This is a genomic window from Streptomyces sp. NPDC042201 (assembly GCF_055582185.1).
In genome coordinates, this window is record NZ_JBVJDS010000019.1 from 1 (window position 1) to 17,652 (window position 17,652).

23 protein-coding genes are annotated in these 17,652 nt (G+C 69.8%); 8 read left to right on the top strand and 15 right to left on the bottom strand.

Features of this window, described 5'->3' with window-relative positions; genetic code table 11:
* Positions 1 to 91 precede the first annotated feature (91 nt).
* The 7 genes from ACZ6MZ_RS32045 to ACZ6MZ_RS32075 form a co-directional block, all read right to left on the bottom strand.
* Entirely contained in the window at positions 92 to 436 is a 345-nt protein-coding gene (locus tag ACZ6MZ_RS32045) for a hypothetical protein (protein ID WP_384189286.1), read from the bottom strand.
* A gap of 137 nt (positions 437 to 573) precedes the next feature.
* Entirely contained in the window at positions 574 to 1,719 is a 1,146-nt protein-coding gene (locus tag ACZ6MZ_RS32050; RefSeq protein ID WP_469355990.1) for a methyltransferase domain-containing protein, read from the bottom strand.
* 54 nt (positions 1,720 to 1,773) lie between these two features.
* A complete protein-coding gene (locus tag ACZ6MZ_RS32055; protein ID WP_469355992.1) occupies positions 1,774 to 2,064 on the bottom strand; it encodes a radical SAM protein in 291 nt (96 codons plus the stop codon).
* A gap of 45 nt (positions 2,065 to 2,109) precedes the next feature.
* Positions 2,110 to 2,472, bottom strand: a complete 363-nt coding sequence (locus ACZ6MZ_RS32060) for an NUDIX domain-containing protein (RefSeq protein WP_469356101.1) — start codon at positions 2,470 to 2,472, stop codon at positions 2,110 to 2,112.
* Positions 2,370 to 2,834, bottom strand: coding sequence for a hypothetical protein (locus tag ACZ6MZ_RS32065; protein ID WP_469355994.1), 465 nt, complete (start codon positions 2,832 to 2,834; stop codon positions 2,370 to 2,372). The genes ACZ6MZ_RS32060 and ACZ6MZ_RS32065 overlap by 103 nt, the downstream gene beginning before the upstream one ends.
* A complete protein-coding gene (locus ACZ6MZ_RS32070) occupies positions 2,831 to 3,055 on the bottom strand; it encodes a hypothetical protein (RefSeq protein ID WP_469355996.1) in 225 nt (74 codons plus the stop codon). Before ACZ6MZ_RS32070 ends, ACZ6MZ_RS32065 begins: the two co-directional genes overlap by 4 nt.
* A complete protein-coding gene (locus ACZ6MZ_RS32075) occupies positions 3,052 to 3,312 on the bottom strand; it encodes a hypothetical protein (protein WP_383914531.1) in 261 nt (86 codons plus the stop codon). Before ACZ6MZ_RS32075 ends, ACZ6MZ_RS32070 begins: the two co-directional genes overlap by 4 nt.
* 106 nt (positions 3,313 to 3,418) lie before the next feature.
* Here ACZ6MZ_RS32075 and ACZ6MZ_RS32080 point away from each other — a divergent pair, with 106 nt between their 5' ends.
* Genes ACZ6MZ_RS32080 through ACZ6MZ_RS32090 form a run of 3 tightly spaced genes read left to right on the top strand, consistent with a single transcriptional unit; the run spans position 3,419 to position 4,647 of the window.
* On the top strand, positions 3,419 to 4,246 hold the full coding sequence (locus ACZ6MZ_RS32080; protein WP_469355998.1) for a helix-turn-helix domain-containing protein: 828 nt from the start codon (positions 3,419 to 3,421) through the stop codon (positions 4,244 to 4,246).
* Complete coding sequence (locus ACZ6MZ_RS32085) at positions 4,243 to 4,452, top strand: DUF397 domain-containing protein (RefSeq protein ID WP_469356000.1); 210 nt, start codon at positions 4,243 to 4,245, stop codon at positions 4,450 to 4,452. The genes ACZ6MZ_RS32080 and ACZ6MZ_RS32085 overlap by 4 nt, the downstream gene beginning before the upstream one ends.
* Before the next feature lie 48 nt (positions 4,453 to 4,500).
* On the top strand, positions 4,501 to 4,647 hold the full coding sequence (locus ACZ6MZ_RS32090) for a hypothetical protein (RefSeq protein WP_386877736.1): 147 nt from the start codon (positions 4,501 to 4,503) through the stop codon (positions 4,645 to 4,647).
* A gap of 58 nt (positions 4,648 to 4,705) precedes the next feature.
* Here ACZ6MZ_RS32090 and ACZ6MZ_RS32095 read toward each other — a convergent pair whose 3' ends face one another.
* The 3 genes from ACZ6MZ_RS32095 to ACZ6MZ_RS32105 all read right to left on the bottom strand — a co-directional run bounded on the left by ACZ6MZ_RS32095 (position 4,706) and on the right by ACZ6MZ_RS32105 (position 6,279).
* Positions 4,706 to 5,185: a gamma-glutamylcyclotransferase family protein gene (locus ACZ6MZ_RS32095; RefSeq protein ID WP_469356002.1), complete on the bottom strand. Its 480-nt coding sequence runs from the start codon at positions 5,183 to 5,185 to the stop codon at positions 4,706 to 4,708.
* A complete protein-coding gene (cutA, locus tag ACZ6MZ_RS32100; RefSeq protein ID WP_384189299.1) occupies positions 5,182 to 5,511 on the bottom strand; it encodes a divalent-cation tolerance protein CutA in 330 nt (109 codons plus the stop codon). The genes ACZ6MZ_RS32095 and cutA overlap by 4 nt, the downstream gene beginning before the upstream one ends.
* A gap of 114 nt (positions 5,512 to 5,625) precedes the next feature.
* Positions 5,626 to 6,279, bottom strand: coding sequence for an NADPH-dependent FMN reductase (locus tag ACZ6MZ_RS32105; protein ID WP_469356004.1), 654 nt, complete (start codon positions 6,277 to 6,279; stop codon positions 5,626 to 5,628).
* A 115-nt stretch (positions 6,280 to 6,394) separates the two neighbouring features.
* Between ACZ6MZ_RS32105 and ACZ6MZ_RS32110 the strand changes: the two genes are divergently transcribed.
* The 3 genes from ACZ6MZ_RS32110 to ACZ6MZ_RS32120 all read left to right on the top strand — a co-directional run bounded on the left by ACZ6MZ_RS32110 (position 6,395) and on the right by ACZ6MZ_RS32120 (position 8,768).
* Positions 6,395 to 7,183, top strand: coding sequence for an aminotransferase class IV (locus ACZ6MZ_RS32110; RefSeq protein ID WP_389791033.1), 789 nt, complete (start codon positions 6,395 to 6,397; stop codon positions 7,181 to 7,183).
* 253 nt (positions 7,184 to 7,436) lie between these two features.
* Positions 7,437 to 7,988 (top strand): hypothetical protein, encoded by a 552-nt coding sequence (locus ACZ6MZ_RS32115; protein WP_469356007.1) that lies wholly within the window; start codon positions 7,437 to 7,439, stop codon positions 7,986 to 7,988.
* A 162-nt stretch (positions 7,989 to 8,150) separates the two neighbouring features.
* On the top strand, positions 8,151 to 8,768 hold the full coding sequence (locus ACZ6MZ_RS32120; protein WP_384189306.1) for a class F sortase: 618 nt from the start codon (positions 8,151 to 8,153) through the stop codon (positions 8,766 to 8,768).
* Between the two features lie 52 nt (positions 8,769 to 8,820).
* On the opposite strand, the gene ACZ6MZ_RS32125 is transcribed toward ACZ6MZ_RS32120, so the two are convergent.
* A complete protein-coding gene (locus ACZ6MZ_RS32125; protein ID WP_469356009.1) occupies positions 8,821 to 9,600 on the bottom strand; it encodes a sulfite exporter TauE/SafE family protein in 780 nt (259 codons plus the stop codon).
* Positions 9,601 to 9,801: 201 nt separating this feature from the next.
* On the opposite strand from ACZ6MZ_RS32125, the gene ACZ6MZ_RS32130 reads away from it, so the two are divergent.
* Positions 9,802 to 10,758, top strand: a complete 957-nt coding sequence (locus ACZ6MZ_RS32130; RefSeq protein ID WP_469356103.1) for an oxidoreductase — start codon at positions 9,802 to 9,804, stop codon at positions 10,756 to 10,758.
* Here the strand turns inward: ACZ6MZ_RS32130 and ACZ6MZ_RS32135 are convergent.
* A complete protein-coding gene (locus ACZ6MZ_RS32135) occupies positions 10,718 to 11,131 on the bottom strand; it encodes a VOC family protein (RefSeq protein ID WP_389673594.1) in 414 nt (137 codons plus the stop codon). The genes ACZ6MZ_RS32130 and ACZ6MZ_RS32135 overlap by 41 nt on opposite strands.
* A 281-nt stretch (positions 11,132 to 11,412) precedes the next feature.
* Between ACZ6MZ_RS32135 and ACZ6MZ_RS32140 the strand changes: the two genes are divergently transcribed.
* On the top strand, positions 11,413 to 12,567 hold the full coding sequence (locus tag ACZ6MZ_RS32140) for an alkaline phosphatase PhoX (protein ID WP_469356012.1): 1,155 nt from the start codon (positions 11,413 to 11,415) through the stop codon (positions 12,565 to 12,567).
* 174 nt (positions 12,568 to 12,741) lie between these two features.
* Here ACZ6MZ_RS32140 and ppdK read toward each other — a convergent pair whose 3' ends face one another.
* The 3 genes from ppdK to ACZ6MZ_RS32155 form a co-directional block, all read right to left on the bottom strand.
* The gene (gene ppdK / locus ACZ6MZ_RS32145) at positions 12,742 to 15,480 is read right to left on the bottom strand and encodes a pyruvate, phosphate dikinase (RefSeq protein ID WP_469356014.1); all 2,739 of its coding nucleotides are present in this window, start codon (positions 15,478 to 15,480) and stop codon (positions 12,742 to 12,744) included.
* 341 nt (positions 15,481 to 15,821) lie between these two features.
* Positions 15,822 to 16,532 carry an HAD family hydrolase gene (locus tag ACZ6MZ_RS32150; protein ID WP_469356015.1) on the bottom strand — a complete coding sequence of 237 codons (711 nt, stop codon included), beginning with the start codon at positions 16,530 to 16,532 and terminating at the stop codon, positions 15,822 to 15,824.
* Between the two features lie 2 nt (positions 16,533 to 16,534).
* Positions 16,535 to 17,650, bottom strand: a complete 1,116-nt coding sequence (locus ACZ6MZ_RS32155; RefSeq protein ID WP_469356017.1) for an ABC transporter ATP-binding protein — start codon at positions 17,648 to 17,650, stop codon at positions 16,535 to 16,537.
* Positions 17,651 to 17,652: the final 2 nt, after the last annotated feature.

Sequence of the window (17,652 nt, forward strand, 5' to 3'; positions counted from 1 at the left end):
CGAATACATCCAGTATGCGGACGTCCCTCCGCCTTGCGATGCACCGCATCTGACGCCGTGCGCTGATCCACCACGGATTACGGGACAGCCCTTAGCCCCCGCCGAATTCCCATCGTTCCGGGTGGCGTTCCACGTCTGCCCAGAGTGCTTCGCGGACCGGATCAACAACAGCCCATGAGTGCGCAGACGGGTGCTCCGCGAACACCGTGCACGCCTCGTCAGGGTCGGCAGCAAGGGTCTCGCACCACCGCAGAACCGCGAACCGGTGCGCCGAGTCGGTCCATAGGAACCACATCGCTCCACCCCGCTCGTCCTCGTCCCAAACGTGGTCGGCGTGTTCCCCGCCATGCCCCTCGCCGAGTTCGCATACGGCGTGTGTGGCTACGGCCTCCATCAGCTCCGCGGGCGGGTTGCCGGACATGAGCAGTTCCAGCATGGTTTCGAAAGGTGGCAACGCTGCCACGGCGGTGCATTGGAGCATGGTTCTGGCTTCCTTGGGAGTCGTGACAGTAGGAAGCCCCGCCCGAACAGGCCGGCATCCGGACGTGGCTTCGTTCCCTCACCGCGCGGGGTCTATCGGTCGCCGATGGCAGCGCGCCACTTCCCGCGGGACAGATGGCACACCCCGTCGGGCGTGATGCGCACCTGTGCGCCGAGCAGCGGCAACGACCCTTCCGCGTTGAGCCGGTTACGGATGCGCTCCAGGGCGGTCCAGAGCCGTTGCGGTCCGGCCTGGTGGACGGTTGGTGGGGCAATGAACTCGGCGGACGCTCGGGCCCATGAACCGTCCGGGTGGACCAGGTAGGCGGTCCGGGTCCGGCCGTGAGTCTCGTATCCGAGTTCCACGCCCGGTGTCGTGATCTCCAGCATGGATCGGAGTTCCCACGCTTCGGCCACGTCCACCACGGGATAGCGGCCCGTACTGCGCTCGTCCCCTTCCGTGCTCCGGGCGAGGGCGAACAGCTCAGCGAGGGCAGGCGGGTAGTCGTCGCCGGACCGAGTGAGCATGAAGCCCGCCGTGTCCCTCTCTACTTGCCCGATCACGTCGCCATTCCCGTGCTTCCACCCGGTGATGATCAGACAGGTTCGCCCGAGCGTGGTTGCGACGCGTCCGCCGGGTTCCAGTGAGGCGAGGACCGGACGGAGCCCCGGACCGGCGGGAATCCCCACCGTGGACACGATGCGGTCATACGATCCGGGAACGTGCTCGGTCGCATCCGCGGTGACGAACTCGGGGTGATAGCCCATGGACGCGAGCCGTTCACCCGCCGCGCTGGTCACGTACGCGTCCACGTCCAAGCTCGTCACGTTCTTGGCTCCGAACCGACTGGACGCGTACGCGGTGAGCCCGCCGGCTCCGGTGCCCAGGTCCAGAAACGACAGCCCCGGCCCGAGCCGCCCATGCCGAAGCATGCGCACGACCAGGCTCGGCAGCGTGGCGGACGATGTAGGCAGACCGTGGGGCTGGTCACCCGGCTTCGCATGGTCGGCGTGCAACGCGCCAACCCTGGTGACCAACGACCGATCCGCGTACGCGGCTTCCATCCACTCCACCGGGTCGGCAGCACCGTCGCGCAGTACCCACGAGCCATGCCCGTCCGGCTCCCACCACCGGGGCACCAGATCATGCCGGGAGGTTCCCGCAACGGGAGCGCGCCAGCGTGAATCGGGGTCGGTCACTCGGGCGGCAAGCCCGCCCGCGTATGTCTTCCACTCCATGTGCGGCCCTTCTAGTAGGCGGGGTCGCATGCTTCGGTGCTCGCAGGATCGCAGTCACTCGAATCGTCCGGGGAGACCGAGCGACAGAGCGAGGTCGGTGAGCTGGATCCAATGCGGATACATCGTGGGCTCACCGCCGATGAGCTGGATTTGCGGGATGCCGAGGGCCGCCGCGTCCGTGACGACAGCGTGCCAGTCCGCGGGAGTCATCGTGCCGTGTGTCCCCTGAGGGCTGGACTCGGACAGGCAGTGCGTGCACTTGAGCTGACAGCCCGCAGTGACCTCCAGTTCAAGGGAGTTGAGCGGGACAGTCTTTCGTGTGGGCGGCTCAATGAGTGTTGTCATGATCGATGTCCTCTCGGGTGGGGTGGGGTGTCCGCGCGGACGGAGTCAGAGGTTTTCGAGGTACTCGACCCCGCCACCGCCGCGCTGTAGGGCATCCAGGGCGCTGCGGATTCGCCGCTCCGTGTGTGGTGTGGTGTGGCTAGGGAGGTCCGCGGCGGATACCCAAGACCAGTTGCTCAGCTCGGGCTCGACGCCGGGGGCCGGCGTGGGCAACGTGATTTCCACGTCAACGGGCCACATGCCACAGTCGTAAAGGAAGTTGTAGCCCTCAGCCGACCCGGCCTCTGCGGTCATCCAGTGGACGGTCAAGACCTGGTGAGGCGAGACCGACAGACCGGTCTCCTCCAGGACCTCCCGCGTACACGCTTCCCGAGCCGACTCGTTCGGGCGTGCGCATCCGCCGGGCAGGGGGCCGGGACGACCACGGGGCGAGCGGTGAGCCCGTACCAACCGGTCTCGTCGCAGGCAACGAACTGGAAGGTGAGACCCGCTGCGAGCTGCCGCGCCGCCTCGTCCTGGTGCTCGTTGCCGTCGGCCCAGGACCGAAGCTCGGCAGGTGCGTCCCGCTCGGCGTGCGTCACCGGTCGAAGCACAGGGGGCGGAACCCACTCAGCGTACGGGTCGGGGTCCAGCCCTCCCGCGAATCGGAGAGCTTGCCCGCGGAGCCACCGGAGCGCGAGCCGGCGGGACGGAGCGACGAACCCGCCGAGATAGACGGTCGTCAAAGCGTCACCCGCGTACACCTCGGCGATGTACTCAACATCGGTCATGCGGCACGCTCACCGTTGTCGGGGCGGACCAGGTTCCGAAGCTGGTCGGCGGCCGCGTCCATACCGTCCAAGAACGCGTGCGGCTCGACGAACGGCTGGTCATGCGCGGGCGGGTGCGGGGTGAGTGCCCACATGATCCGGGGGAAGCGCTGCCGTAAGTGGACTTCCACGGCCCCCGCGGCAAGGACGAGCCGGACGAGTAGGCGGACTGGTGCTCTCACAGCCACTCCCCCCGGCTCCGAGCGTTGCAACGCGCGTTTTCGGCTTGCAGCCGCTCTATGGGGTCAGCGAGGCGGACGTGCCGGGGCTCCGCTTCCCATTCAGTTCCGCCGTTCATCGGGCGGAGCGACCAGTACGGGCCGGCGACTCCGCGGAACTCTCCAACACGGTCTTCACGGCTGGTATCCACCATGAGCGTGCCGGGGTTCGGAACGTGGGCGGGTTCCTGCCCGTCTGTGGGAATGTTCTGCGCAGACACCGCCGCTCCTCTCCGTAGTGACTCCACTACCAGGGCGGCGCAGCGTGTCCTAGAGTTCAGAAGTCTTCAACTTGCACCATATGAACGGAGAGTTGGGTGAACGCCCTTGAACCGCAAAGAGTTGGACCCCGAAAGTTCGCCGGTCGCAGCCTTCGGCGAGCGTTTGCGCACGTTGCGGGACGAGCGCGGGTGGACGCAGGATGAACTAGCCGAACGCATGGGCTACTCGGGGACGCATATTTCAGCCGTCGAAACTGGCCGTCGGTCCCCAACTCCCCGTTTCGCGAACAGTGCTGACAAGGTGTTCGGGACGGGCGACCGGCTCGAACGTCAGGGCCGGGCCGTGCGCACAAACGCGCTGTTGGAGGGGTTCCCGGAGTACGTCGCACATGAGGCGCAAGCGGCAGAGATCCGACTGTATGAGGTAGGTGTTATCCCTGGACTTCTTCAGACACCGGAGTACGCAGCAGCGCTCACCGCAGGAACCGTCAAGCGGGGAGCGATCAGCTCTGAGCAAGGGGGCGAACGAATCACGCTCGTTGCGGAGCGCCAAGCATCGTTGATCCGGCAGCCGCTCCCACTGGTCTTTGTAGTGCTTGACGAAAGCTGCCTTAGACGACCAATCGGGGGCAGCGCGGTCATGGCGGATCAGTTTGCACGTCTGGTCGAGTTCGCCGAGCTACCGAACACGGTGATCCAGATCGCCCCGTTCGACATGGGGGTTCGCCGTCCTCTCAGCCTGCCCGTGACCGTTCTTACGATGCCGGATCGGTCGCTCATGTCGTACGCGGAGTCCGCCCAACGGGGGCACCTCGAACGAGAAAGCATGTTCGTGCTGCCCATGCTGACGGCCTACCATCAGCTACAGGCTGAAGCCGCTTCGCAGGCGGAGTCTGTGGCCATGATCGAACGGTTACGAAAGGGCACCCCGTGACGACCGAATCCCCCCGCTGGTTCAAGTCTTCGTACAGTGAGAACGGTGGTCAGTGCATCGAGGTTGCGGATAACTTCGTCGTCTCGCGCGGCGTGGTTCCCGTCCGTGACTCCAAGAACACGACCGGCCCGGTTCTCACCTGCCCCGCTGGTGCGTTCTCGTCCTTCGTGGCGGGCGTAAAAGCTGGAGAGTTCGGCACTGCCTGACCGCCAACCGACCCACCAAGTCGCAGAGTTGACCCGTCATGCAACGGCATGATGGGACTTCGCTGTGTCCGCACCAGGGAGATGTTCGCCGCCGGGAAGGGGACGCTCGACGCCGTGCTGCGCCCCGATCCCAGATTTCTGGGTCCGGTGGAGACGGGGGTGACCGAGGCACTGGCGACGCGCGGGACCGGCTGACGGCGGACGCGCCGGGGTCCATGGTGTGCGCGGTGCGGGTCGGGCGGCGGTCGGGCGGCTACGCACGCCCCGGGTCGGGGCCGACCGCGTCGCCTCGTACGGGTGCGGTCCAGGCGATCCAGTCGCCGCCGGCGATCAGGCGCCCCCGCGCGCGCAGTTCATGGGCCACGCGTGGCGCCGCGAAGTACACCCAGGCGCTGGCCGTGGTGCCGTCCGCCCGCAGGACATCGCGGGCGGCCCGTTCGTACACATTGCCGGGGTCGCCGGGCGCTCCGTACTCCTCCAGCTCGTCGAGTACGCGGAGCAGTTCGCCGTACGCCCCCGGCGCCGCCGTCACCAGCTCGCCGACGACCGTGCCGGGAGCCTCGATCGCGTACGGATAGCCGGGTCCGTCATACAGGAGCGCTCCCTCCAGCCGGGCCGCTTCCTCCCCGGCCGTGCGGCCGCGCAGGAACAGATCGTGGTTGTGCTCGCCCGGCCGCAACGTGCCGTAGACGAAGAACGGCAGCGCCCGCTCCCCCTCACGCCCGGTCCTCATGGTGCGACGGTCTCCTCCGTGAGCCACGCCAGATACGCCGTGCTGCCCCGCACCACGGGCGTGGCGATGATCTCCGGCGTGTCGTAGTCGTGGGCGGCCTTCAGATGGGCCTCCAGCGCTTCGTAGCAGGCAGCGGTGGTCTTGAAGAGGATCTGCCACTCCTCGGCGGTCTCGATCGCGCCCTGCCAACGGTAGACCGAGGTGACCGGGGCGGAGATCTGCGCGCAGGCGGCGAGGCGGGCCTCGATCACGCCCCGGGCGAGTTCCTCGGCCTTGTCGGCGCTGTCGGTCGTGGTCAGCACGGTCAGGCACGCGGCAAGGGGCACGGGCGGGCTCCTTCGGGGTCGTAGGGCCGGGACCTGCGTCCCGGACCTGGCGGTAGTACAGCACCGTACGCACGGCGGTCGCACCACCGCCCCGGGGAGCCGCGTGGCGGGGCGTCAGCCGGCGTACGGGCGGGCGGACTTGGCGTCCCGCAGGGCCAGCCCCCACCAGGCGAGCTGGTCGAGCATCGCCGTGGCGGCCGCGTCGCAGTCGGCCGGGTCCTTGTGCCGGCCGTCGTCGTCGAAACGCGCGCCCGCGTGGTGGAAGGAGACCGTGTCCCGGACGGTGACGGCGTGCAGCTCGGCGAAGACCTGGCGCAGCTGCTCGACGGCGCGCAGTCCTCCGGAGATCCCGCCGTAGGAGACGAAGCCGACGGGCTTCGCCTGCCATTCGCCGAAGTGCCAGTCGATCAGCGACTTGAGGGAGGCGGGGAACGAGTGGTTGTACTCGGGGGTGAGCACGACGAAGGCGTCGGCGCCGGCCAGCCGCGGGGTGACCTTGGCGAGTTCGGCGCGGACGGCGGGGCCGGGCTTGAAGGAGAGGCCGGTCGGCAGATCCGCCTCGGCCAGATCGATCAGTTCGGTGGTGAAGTCCTGGCGATCGGCGACGCGGGAGAGAAACCAGTCGGACACGACCGGGCCGAAGCGTCCTTCCCGGTTGCTGCCCAGGATGACGGCGAGTTTCAGGGGTTCGGGGAGGGACGCGGCGGCGGATTGAGCCGCAGGCGTGACGGCGGTCGTGCGGGGCGCGAGGTCTGTTGTGATGTCCATGGGGAGAGCGTCATACGTCAACCTTGGTTCAGGTCAAGCGGGCGTGGCCCGCATGTCGTCTCTCGCCTCGAACGCCGAGGAAGCCACCGGCTGAGCGCGTCATACGGTGAGGGGCATGACAACCACTGCTCCGCATCTGCTGATCGAGGTCGACGGCCGGCCCGCCACCGAGGCGGACCTGCGGCTCCGTGCGCTCGACACCTACGGGCACTTCACCGCGATGCAGGTCAGGGGCGGCCGGGTACGCGGCCTGGCCCTCCATCTCGCCCGGCTGGACGCGGCGACCGAGGAACTGTTCGGCGCCGGTCTGGACGGCGAGCGGGTACGGGCCCTGCTCCGGCACGCGCTCGGTGACGTACGGGACGCCTCGGTCCGGGTGTACGTCCACTGGCCGGAGGGGACGGCGGACGCGACCCTGATGGTGACGGTACGGCCGCCCGCCGCCCCGGACGACCGGGCGCAGAGCCTGATGTCCGTCCCGTACCAGCGTCCCGTCCCGCACATCAAGCATCTGGGCGGCTTCGCCCAGATCCACTACGGCCGGGTCGCCGAACGCGCGGGCTTCGACGACGCGCTGCTCACCGGTCCCGGCGGCGTGGTGGCGGAGAGTTCGATCGCCAATATCGGCTTCTGGGACGGTGGTTCGGTGGTCTGGCCGGACGCGCCGGTGCTGACGGGCATCGCGATGGCCCTGCTGGAGCCCCGCCTCCCGGCCGCCGGTCTCCCGTCGGTCCGCCGCGAGGTCACCCTGGCGGACCTCTCCCGGTACCGGACCGCCTTCGTCACCAACTCGCACGGCGTCGCCCCGGTCGCCCGGATCGACGACACGGTCTTCCCCGGCGACGCGGCGGTGCTGAAGACGGTGACCGAGGTGTACGACGGGGTGGAGTGGGACCGCCTCTGAGCCGGCGGCCGGACAGGGCCGAGGCCCTGTCCGCCGAACGGCTGCCATCCGCCGGCCACCTGTCACCCGTTCAGCGCGGGACGCGCAGCGATCGGGCTGATGCGGCGTCATCCCCCATGACCTGCGGCGACGCCCCCTGACAGGCGCGCGGCCCGGACCACGAACCGCGAATCTGACCGGTCATCAGCAGGCGTGCGCGGCGAAGGGCGCCTTATCTCTGAGGTAACGACTACCGCTGCCCAGGAGGATCACCATGCGCCCCACTGACCGCCTGCTCACCGCAACCGCGCTGGCGGCCGCATCGATAGCACTGACCGCCGCGAGCGCCACCACTGCGTTCGCCGGCGGTTTTGATCAGCGGGAACTGTCCGGGTCGACCGCGGGCGCCGCCACCTCCGTGTCCGTCAGCGCCCCTGACTGCGACCGGGACGGCGGCGGCAAGGAAGCCGCGAAGGCCGTCGGAGAGAAGTGTCAGACCGGCAAGGAGTCGGCCGGCGACCGCGACAAGGAAGCCAGTGGTGACCGCGCCAAAGAGGCCGGCGACCGCGACAAGGAAACCAGTGGTGACCGTGCCAAAGAGGCCGGTGACCGTGGCAAGGAGGTCGCTGGTGACCGCGGCAAGGAAGCCTCCGGTGACCGTGCCCGGGAGCGCGACGAGCCGACCGGTCATGTAAGGACAGGTGTCGGCGGCAGCGTCTCCCCCGACACCCACCAGATCGCGGCGGGTGTGGCCGTACTGGCCGCGGCCGCCGTAGGCGGGACATGGCTCCTGCACCGCCGGGCGAGCGGCGCGCAGGTCAGCTGACGGGGCCGGTCTCCACCGCCCCGTACCCGCCCCTCGTCCCCGCCCCCGTCACGCTCATCGCTGACGGGGGCGGGGATCCCGCATTCCTGGAGACCCCGCCCCGGGGATCCCGCATTCCTGGAATCTCGTCCGGAGGACTGGACTCATGACCGCGATGGACTCATGACCGCGAAGGGCAAGGGCTGGCTGATAGCCGTGGCCGTCTGCACCGGTGTCTGGCTCGTCCAGAACGGCTCCCGCCCGGTGACCCCGCCCATGCCGTCCGCCGCCGAGGCCTTCGCCGCCGGCCCCCGGCAGCACACGGAGGCGGCCGCGGCCCCCCTGTCGCCCTCCGCCCCCATACGGCTGCGCATCCCCGAGATCACGGTGGACGCGCCCCTCATACGGCTGGGACTGGCGGCCGACGGCAGCCTCGACGTACCGCCGCCCGAGGACAGCGATGTCGCCGGCTGGTACAAGGACGGCACCGCCCCGGGCGCCAAGGGCACCGCGATCGTCGCCGGTCATGTCGACAACGCACAGGGGCCCGCCGTCTTCTACGACCTGGGCTCGCTCAAAAAGGGCCACCGCGTCGAGGTGACCCGCCGGGACGGCCGCACCGCCGTCTTCACGGTCGACGCCGTCGAGGTGTACGAGAACACCGCCTTCCCCGACCGCAAGGTCTACGGGGCCGCCGACCGGGCGGAGCTGCGGGTGATCACCTGCGGCGGCGGCTTCTCCAAGAAGGGCGGCTACCAGGGCAACGTGGTGGCGTTCGCCCATCTCATCGGTGTGAGATAGCGCCCGCTCATCGTGAGACAGGTCCCGCTCATCGGTGCGAGACAGGGCCCGCTCAAGCCGTCCACTGGTCGAACGCCAACTTCGCGACCAGCGAGAACACGACCACCAGCAGCACCCCACGCACGAACTCGCTGCCCTTCCTGAGCGCCATCCGCGCGCCGAACATCCCGCCCGCCAGATTGAACACCGCCATCAGCGCGGCCAGCTGCCACATCACCGTGCCCTGGTAGGCGAACATCGCGAGCGCCCCGCCGTTGGTGCAGACGTTCACGATCTTCGCGGTGGCGGAGGCCGTCACCAGATCGAGGTGGAGTACGGCGGTGAGCGCCAGCACCAGAAACGTTCCTGTGCCGGGTCCGAACAGCCCGTCGTAAAAGCCGATCCCGCCGCCGACCAGGACTATCGCGGTGGCCATACGACGGCGGGTGACCGGGCCGCCCGCCTGCGCACCGCCGAAGGACGGCCGCAGCATGACAAAGGCCGCCACCCCCAGCAGCACGACCATGATCACGGGGCGCAGCACCTCGCTGCTGATCCCGGCCGCGAAGAAGGCGCCGCCCATCGAACCGGCGAGCGCCGCGAGTCCGATCCGTACGGCCGTCCTGACGTCGACGGGAGCGCTGCGCAGATACGTCACCGCGGCGCCCGAGGTCCCGACGATGGCCACCGCCTTGTTGGTGCCGAGGATCTGCGCGGTGGGGACATGCGGCAGCCCGAGCAGCAGCGCGGGCAGGAGCAGCAGCCCGCCACCGCCCACCACGGCGTCGATCCAGCCGGCCGCGGCGGCGGCGAGACAGAGCACAACAAGCATGGTCAGAGAGATATCGGGCATGCTCGCGACCTTATGGACGGGATGGGTGGCCCGTCCATCGATCCCGGCAGAGTTGAGCTACGTCAGAGGTTCGCGCCGGGCGCGGGGGCCGAGGTCGGACGTGTGGCGCCCGGCAGGTCGTAGGCTGAAACGGCGGAGCGACGGCTCTTCGCCTCCGGGACATGCACGATGCGTGAGACGTACGAGGAGCAGCGCATGCCGATGACCGACTGGAACGCAAGCGACATCCCCGACCAGCGTGGCCGCACCGCCGTGGTCACGGGGGCCAACAGCGGGATCGGGCTGGCGACCGCACGCGAACTGGCCCGGCGCGGCGCACGCGTCGTCCTCGGCTGCCGCAACGAGACCCGCGGCGCGGCGGCCGCCGCCCTCATCACCGCGGAAGTACCCGGCGCCGAGGTGGAGTTCCGGCAGCTGGATCTGGCGGACCTGTCCTCCGTACGGGAGTTCGCGGCCTCCTTCCCCTACGAGCGGCTCAATCTGCTCATCAACAACGCGGGCGTGATGGCCCTGCCGTACGGAACGACGGCCGACGGGTTCGAGACCCAGTTCGGCGTCAATCACCTCGGGCACTTCGCCCTCACCGGGCGGCTTCTCCCCCGGCTGCTGAACGCCACGCGGGCGCGGGTGGTGACCGTCTCCAGCACCATGCACGCGGCGGCCAATATCGACATCCGCGATCTCAACAGCGAGCGCCGGTACCGTCGCTGGGTTGCCTACGGCCGCTCCAAGTCGGCGAATCTGCTCTTCGTCCACGAGCTGGCGAGGAGGCTGGCCGCCGCCGGCTCCGATGTCGTCGCCAACGCGGCGCAGCCCGGCTACGCGTCCACCAATCTGCAGACCGCGGCCGTCCGGATGGAGGGCCGCAGGACCGCCGAGCGGATCGTCACCCTCGTCAACAGGATCATCGCCCAGTCGCCCGAGGCCGGGGCGCTGCCGACGCTGTACGCGGCGACGGCGCCCGGCGTACGGTCCGACACCTTCACCGGCCCCAGGTTCCAGGGCTGGCGGGGCGCCCCCGTCCCGTCCTGGCGTGCGCCCTGGACCCTGAACGACGCCGTCGGCGAGCGGCTGTGGACGGAGTCGGAGCGGCTCACCGGGGTGTGCTTCGAGGGGCTCAGCCCTGCGGCTCGACGGCCGCGGGGTCCATCCACATGACCTCCCAGATGTGCTGGTCCGGGTCCTGGAAGGAGCGGCCGTACATGAAGCCGTGATCGATCGGCTCATTGGCCGGGGAGCCGCCGGACGCGAGGGCGGTGTCGGCCAGCTCGTCGACCTTCTCTCTGCTCTCGACACCGAGGGCGAGGATGACTTCGGTGGTCTTCGAGGCGTCCGCCACGTCCTTCCGGGTGAACTCCTTGAAGCGCGACTCCTCCAGGAGCATCGCGTAGATGGTGTCACTGATGACGAGGCAGGCCGTGGACTCGTCGCTGAACTGCGCGTTGAACGTGTAGCCGAGCTTGCTGAAGAACGCCCTGGAGGTCTCCAGGTCCTTCACGGGGAGGTTCACGAAGATCAGGGTGGGGGACATGAGCCGTCTCTCTTCCGTCCGGGCCCGACCGGCCGCTGTGCCGGCAGCTGTGCGCTTTCGGGGTGCGTGCTTTCGGAGGGGTAGACCCTGAGTCCGCGGCGAACTCATCGCCGTACGGAGAGAATCTTCGCGGCGCCGTCAGCACATCGCCACATCGCCCCCGTTCTGCTCACCGTCCGTTCAGGCAACGGCCATACGGGGCTTCTAGGCTCCGTCGGCGCGCGACCCCGCATCGCCGGCCGGCGCGGCGGGGCGGTCACGACACCCCCATGGAGCGACCAGTGGAACGTCGCAGTTTCCTGCGTGGAGCGGTCATCGGCACCTCGGCCGCGGCCTTCGGCGGCACCCTGTGGCGCGGCGCCGCCTTCGCCGCGCCCGCCCAGCCGGGCGCGGGCCCCTACGGAGCACTCGGCGCGGCGGACGCCAACAACATCCGGCTGCCCGCCGGGTTCACCAGCCGTATCGTCGCCAGGTCCGGGCAGCGAGTCTCCGGTACGTCGTACACCTGGCACAACGCGCCCGACGGCGGCGCCTGTTACGCGGACGGCACCGGCTGGATCTATGTCTCCAACTCGGAGATCGACCCGTCGGGCGGCGCGAGCGCGGTCCGTTTCTCCTCGGCCGGCGCCATCACCGGCGCGTACCGCATCCTGTCCGGCACCCACCAGAACTGCGCGGGCGGCAAGACCCCGTGGAACACCTGGCTCTCCTGTGAGGAGGTCGACCGCGGCTATGTCTACGAGACCGACCCGTGGGGCGTGAACGCGGCGGGACGGCGGGACGCGATGGGCCGCTTCAAGCACGAGGCCGCGGCCGCCGACCCCGTACGGAAGACGATCTATCTGACCGAGGACACCACCGACGGCTGCTTCTACCGCTTCACGCCCGCCACCTGGGGTGATCTGTCCGCGGGGCGGCTGGAGGTGCTGGTCGCCGGTACGGGCACGAGCGGCCCGGTGAGCTGGGCGACCGTACCCGACCCCAGCGGCGCCACGGCCACCCGCAACCAGGTGCCGGGCGCCAAGCGCTTCAACGGCGGGGAGGGCTGCTACTACGCGGACAACACCTGCTGGTTCACCACCAAGGGCGACAACCGGGTCTGGCAGTACAACGCGGCCGCGTCCACCATCGAGCTGGCCTACGACGACTCGCTGGTGTCCGGTACGGCGCCGCTGACCGGTGTCGACAATGTCACCGGTACCGCCTCCGGCGATCTCTTCGTCGCGGAGGACGGCGGGAACCTGGAGATCTGTGTGATCACTCCGGACGATGTCGTCGCGCCGTTCCTGCGGGTCGGCGGCCAGTCCGGCTCGGAGATCACCGGACCGGCGTTCTCCCCCGACGGCAAGCGGCTGTACTTCTCCAGCCAGCGCGGTACGACCGGAAGCTCGTCGGGCGGTATCACCTACGAGGTGACGGGCCCGTTCCGGTCGTAACACCCGGCCACGGCGGCCCCGCATGACGAAGGGGCGGGCGCCTTCGCACGAGGCGCCCGCCCCTTCGCTGTATCCGCAGCCGCCCGCCGGATCGGTGAGGGTCGGGGTGTCCCGGCGGGCGGCTGCGGTGTCTGTGGGGAATCGTGACTGGCCCGATTCCCTAGGCCCTAGGCCCTAGCGGGAGTCGTTGTCGCTCGACCGGGCCGCCGCGCGGCCCGCCTCCAGCCGCGCCACCGGGATCCGGAACGGCGAGCAGGAGACGTAGTCCAGGCCCACGTCGTGGAAGAAGTGCACCGACTCCGGGTCGCCGCCGTGCTCACCGCAGATGCCCAGCTTGAGGCCGGGCCTGGTGGCGCGGCCCGCCTCGACCGCGCTCCGTACGAGCGCGCCGACACCGTCCCGGTCGATCGTCTCGAACGGCGAGACCCCGAAGATGCCCTTCTCCAGGTACGCCGTGAAGAAGCTCGCCTCCACGTCGTCGCGGGAGAAGCCCCAGACGGTCTGGGTCAGGTCGTTCGTACCGAACGAGAAGAACTCCGCGGCCTCCGCGATCTGTCCCGCGGTCAGCGCGGCGCGTGGCAGCTCGATCATCGTGCCCAGCGCGAGCTTGATCTCGACGCCCGTGGCCCGCTCGACCTCGGCGATGACCAGCTCGGCCTCGTCCCGGACGATCTCCAGCTCCTGGACCGTACCGACGAGCGGGATCATGATCTCGGCGCGCGGGTCGCCCTTGGCGTTCTTGCGCGCGGCGACGGCCTCCGCGATGGCCCGTACCTGCATGGTGAACAGACCGGGGATGACCAGGCCGAGCCGGACCCCGCGCAGGCCCAGCATCGGGTTCTGCTCGTGCAGCCGGTGGACGGCCTGGAGGAGGCGCAGATCGTTCTCGTTGTGGTCCTTGCGCGCCTCGGCGAGGGCGACCCGGACCGACAGTTCGGTGATGTCGGGAAGGAACTCGTGCAGGGGCGGGTCGAGGAGACGCACCGTCACGGGAAGGCCGTCCATCGCCTCGAAAAGCTCGATGAAGTCCTTCCGCTGGAGCGGCAGCAGGGCCGTCAGCGCCTCGGAGCGCTCGTCGTCCGTGTCGGCGAGGATCAGCTTCTCGACCATCCCGCGCCGCTCACCGAGGAACATGTGTTCGGTCCGGCACAGTCCGATGCCCTGGGCGCCGAAGCGGCGGGCGCGCAGGGCGTCCTCCGCGTTGTCGGCGTTGGCGCGCACGCGCAGCCTGCGGCGGCGGTCGGCGTACGCCATCATCCGGTGCACGGCCTCGACGAGCTCGTCGGCGTCGTCGGCGCCCGCGTGCATCCGCCCTTCGAAGTACTCGACGACCGGCGAGGGGACGACGGGGACCTCACCGAGGTAGACCTTGCCGGTGGAGCCGTCGACGGAGACGACGTCGCCCTCCTCGATGACGGTCCCGTTCACCGTCATCCGGCGGGCCTTGGTGTCGACCTCCAGCTCCTCGGCGCCGCAGACGCATGTCTTGCCCATGCCGCGGGCGACGACGGCGGCATGCGAGGTCTTGCCGCCGCGGGAGGTCAGGATGCCCTCGGCGGCGATCATGCCGTCCAGGTCGTCGGGGTTGGTCTCGCGGCGGATGAGGATGACCTTCTCGCCGGACCGGGACCATTTGATGGCGGTGTACGAGTCGAAGACCGCCTTGCCCACGGCCGCGCCCGGCGAGGCGGCAATGCCGCGCCCGAGCAGCTCGCGCTTCGCGTCCTCGTCGAAGCGCGGGAACATCAGCTGGGCGAGCTGGGCGCCGTTGACACGCTGGAGCGCCTCGGCCTCGTCGATCAGGCCCTGGTCGACCAGCTGGGTGGCGATCCGGAAGGCGGCCCCGGCGGTGCGCTTGCCGATGCGGGTCTGGAGCATCCACAGCTGGCCGCGCTCGATGGTGAACTCGATGTCGCAGAGATCCCGGTAGTGCGTCTCCAGGGTCTCCATGATCTGCATCAGCTGGTCGTACGACGCCTTGTCGATGGTCTCCAGGTCGGCGAGCGCCACGGTGTTGCGGATGCCCGCGACGACATCCTCGCCCTGCGCGTTCTGGAGGTAGTCGCCGTACACGCCCTGGTGGCCGCTGGCGGGGTCGCGGGTGAAGGCGACGCCGGTGCCCGAGTCGGGGCCGAGGTTGCCGAAGACCATCGAACAGATGGTGACCGCGGTGCCCAGGTCGCCGGGGATGCGCTCCTGGCGGCGGTAGAGCTTGGCGCGGTCGGTGTTCCACGAGGCGAAGACCGAGCGGATCGCGAGGTCCATCTGCTCGCGCGGGTCCTGCGGGAAGTCGCGGCCCGCCTCCCGGGAGACGATCTTCTTGAACTGCTTGACCAGCTTCTTGAGGTCCCCGGCCTCCAGATCCACGTCGGTGGCGGCCTTCTTGGCCCGCTTGGCCTCTTCGAGCGCCGCTTCGAACAGGTCGCCGTCGACGCCGAGCACGGTCTTGCCGAACATCTGGATCAGCCGGCGGTACGAGTCCCACGCGAAGCGCTCGTCGCCGGCCTGCGTGGCGAGCCCGGCGACGGAGGCGTCGGAGAGTCCGACGTTGAGCACGGTCTCCATCATGCCGGGCATGGAGAACTTGGCCCCGGAGCGTACGGAGACGAGCAGCGGATCGTCCGCCTGGCCGAGCTTCTTGCCCATCTTCTTCTCGAGGGCGTCGAGGTGCACACTCACCTCTTCGCGCAGGGCAGCCGGTTCCGTGCCGCTGTCGAGGTAGATGTTGCATGCCTCGGTGGTGATGGTGAAGCCCGGGGGGACGGGCAGCCCGAGATTGGTCATCTCGGCGAGATTGGCACCCTTACCGCCGAGGAGGTGCTTCAGATCCTTGTTGCCCTCGGTGAAGTCGTAGACGAACTTCTCGCCCTGGGGCTCGTGGGTGGCTACGAGGGGATCTTTGTTTTCCGACACGGGTCTCGACTCCTCGAGGACGCGGTGGCTGCCCTGACGGCGAGGAACATACCCAGATCGAAGGTGCACCGGTACGGCCACTTGCCTGTCATACGGCCTTAACCACTCGTCCGCCAGCAGATCGAAAGTGACCCGGGGGCAGTCGGCCGGCTCCGGGTCCTTCATTCCTCGAAGCGGGCATGACCCGCACATGACTTCATTCGCTCATACGAGCGTAGACATCGACGTCTGAGTTCACGACTTGAACACCGAAGGGGTGGCACCGGGTGCCACCCCTTCCGGAGATACAGTCGCTCACAAATCGCTCATCTGAGCGGAGTCTCTATCAACAGTGGCGAGAATCACGCCCCTGATGGCCCCCGGAGTCCAGAATCCGGACCGGTCCCGGGCGTGTCCTGGACCTGGGGCCCCGGGGCGCAGCCGCGCAGCAGCGTCAGGTCCACGTCTTCCAGGCTGTCGGCGAAGTACCGGCCGGCCGCCGGGTCCACCGGCAGCAGCGACGGAACCACCAGCACCGCGCACCCCGCCGCCTGGGCCGACGCGCTGCCGTCCGGCGAGTCCTCGATCGCGACGCACGCCCCGGGGCCGACCCCGAGGCGCTCGGCCGCCACCCGGTAGGGATCGGGGTGCGGTTTGGTCCGTACGGTGTCGTCGGCGGAGAGCGTGAAGGCGAACCGGACATCGGCCAGCGAGCCCGCGACCACCGAGTCGACCACGGCCCGTGGTGACGCGCTCACCAATGCGAAGGGCACCTCGGCGCGCTCCAGTTCGGCCAGCAGCCGCCGGGCGCCCGGCCGCAGCGGCGCCCCCGCCTCGACCCGCCGGAAGAACGATCCGGCCAGCTCGGTGGCGACCGTCTCGGCGCAGGCCGCGCCCGTGACCCGTACGAGATGGGCGGCGGTGTCGGCGACCGCGCGGCCGACGACCTCCGGCGCGTCCACGGCGGTGAGCCGGTGGCCGAGGCCCGCCGCGATCTCGTCCGCCGTCTCCCACCACAGCACCTCGGTGTCCACGAGGGTGCCGTCCATGTCGAAGAGCACGGCCGCGGGCATCCTCACGCGTCCGCCGGGGCCGCGGCCGGGACGACCAGGACGGGGCGCTGGGCCGGCGTGACGCTCGCCCGTACGCCCGGCGTCAGCTCCCCGGCGTCCCGCGACGGCACATCGGCCTTGACCGAGCCGCCGCCGGGCAGATCGAGCAGCACCCGGGTGACCGAGCCGAAGAAGGACGCGGAGACGACCGTGGCCGTGCCCTCGGGGTCGGCGGTGGCGGTGACGTTCTCCGGCCGGATCAGCACCTCCACCGCGCGGCCCGCCGGGATCTCGCCGTCGACGGGCAGCGTGCTGCCCGCGACCTCGACCCGGCCGCCGTCCGTGAGCCGGCCGGGAAGCCGGTTCATCGTGCCGACGAACTCGGCGACGAAGGGCGTGGCGGGCCGCTCGTACAGCTCGGCCGGCGGCGCGCACTGCTCCAGCCGGCCCGCGTTGAGCACGGCCACCCGGTCGGCCATGGAGAGTGCCTCCTCCTGGTCGTGGGTGACGAAGATCGTGGTGATGCCCAGCGACAGCTGGAGCCGCCGGATCTCCTCCCGCAGGGACAGCCTGACCTTGGCATCGAGTGCCGAGAGGGGTTCGTCGAGCAGCAGGACGCGCGGGCGCAGCGCCAGCGCGCGGGCCAGCGCGACGCGCTGCTGCTGGCCGCCGGACATCTGGTGCGGGAAGCGGTCGCCGTGCTCGGGCAGGCCGACCAGGTCGAGCAGCTCGGCGGCGCGGGCGTGCCGCTCGGCGGCGGACACCTTGCGCACCCGCAGTCCGAAGGCCACGTTGTCGCGGGCGTTGAGGTGCGGGAAGAGGCTGTACGACTGGAAGACCATGCCCGCGTCGCGCCGGTTGGCCGGCACCCGGGTGATGTCCTCACCGTCCACCAGCACCTCGCCCGCGTCCGGCTGTTCGAAGCCGGCGAGGACGCGCAGCGCCGTGGTCTTGCCGCAGCCCGAGGGGCCCAGCAGGGCGAGCAGTTCACCGGGCCTGGCCGTCAGGTCGAGGCCGTTGAGGGCGACGGTGGAGCCGAAGGCCCGGCGCAGACCGCGGAATTCGACCAGGGCGCCGGCGGCGGACGCCGGCTCCGGCCGCTCGGCGGTCGCTGTGGAGCTGGATGGCGTGGATGTCATGG

What these genes read in the sequence shown, in the direction of transcription:
- ACZ6MZ_RS32135 (WP_389673594.1), bottom strand. Translation starts at nt 11,131, where the DNA reads ATGTCCCCCACCCTGATCTTCGTGAACCTCCCCGTGAAGGACCTGGAG.
- ACZ6MZ_RS32155 (WP_469356017.1), bottom strand. Translation starts at nt 17,650, where the DNA reads ATGACATCCACGCCATCCAGCTCCACAGCGACCGCCGAGCGGCCGGAG.
- ACZ6MZ_RS32055 (WP_469355992.1), bottom strand. Translation starts at nt 2,064, where the DNA reads ATGACAACACTCATTGAGCCGCCCACACGAAAGACTGTCCCGCTCAAC.
- ACZ6MZ_RS32090 (WP_386877736.1), top strand. Translation starts at nt 4,501, where the DNA reads ATGATGGGACTTCGCTGTGTCCGCACCAGGGAGATGTTCGCCGCCGGG.
- ACZ6MZ_RS32105 (WP_469356004.1), bottom strand. Translation starts at nt 6,279, where the DNA reads ATGGACATCACAACAGACCTCGCGCCCCGCACGACCGCCGTCACGCCT.
- ACZ6MZ_RS32050 (WP_469355990.1), bottom strand. Translation starts at nt 1,719, where the DNA reads ATGGAGTGGAAGACATACGCGGGCGGGCTTGCCGCCCGAGTGACCGAC.
- ACZ6MZ_RS32110 (WP_389791033.1), top strand. Translation starts at nt 6,395, where the DNA reads ATGACAACCACTGCTCCGCATCTGCTGATCGAGGTCGACGGCCGGCCC.
- ACZ6MZ_RS32065 (WP_469355994.1), bottom strand. Translation starts at nt 2,834, where the DNA reads ATGACCGATGTTGAGTACATCGCCGAGGTGTACGCGGGTGACGCTTTG.
- ACZ6MZ_RS32150 (WP_469356015.1), bottom strand. Translation starts at nt 16,532, where the DNA reads ATGCCCGCGGCCGTGCTCTTCGACATGGACGGCACCCTCGTGGACACC.
- ACZ6MZ_RS32125 (WP_469356009.1), bottom strand. Translation starts at nt 9,600, where the DNA reads ATGCCCGATATCTCTCTGACCATGCTTGTTGTGCTCTGTCTCGCCGCC.
- ACZ6MZ_RS32115 (WP_469356007.1), top strand. Translation starts at nt 7,437, where the DNA reads ATGCGCCCCACTGACCGCCTGCTCACCGCAACCGCGCTGGCGGCCGCA.
- ACZ6MZ_RS32095 (WP_469356002.1), bottom strand. Translation starts at nt 5,185, where the DNA reads ATGAGGACCGGGCGTGAGGGGGAGCGGGCGCTGCCGTTCTTCGTCTAC.
- ACZ6MZ_RS32130 (WP_469356103.1), top strand. Translation starts at nt 9,802, where the DNA reads ATGACCGACTGGAACGCAAGCGACATCCCCGACCAGCGTGGCCGCACC.
- ACZ6MZ_RS32045 (WP_384189286.1), bottom strand. Translation starts at nt 436, where the DNA reads ATGCTGGAACTGCTCATGTCCGGCAACCCGCCCGCGGAGCTGATGGAG.
- ACZ6MZ_RS32120 (WP_384189306.1), top strand. Translation starts at nt 8,151, where the DNA reads ATGACCGCGAAGGGCAAGGGCTGGCTGATAGCCGTGGCCGTCTGCACC.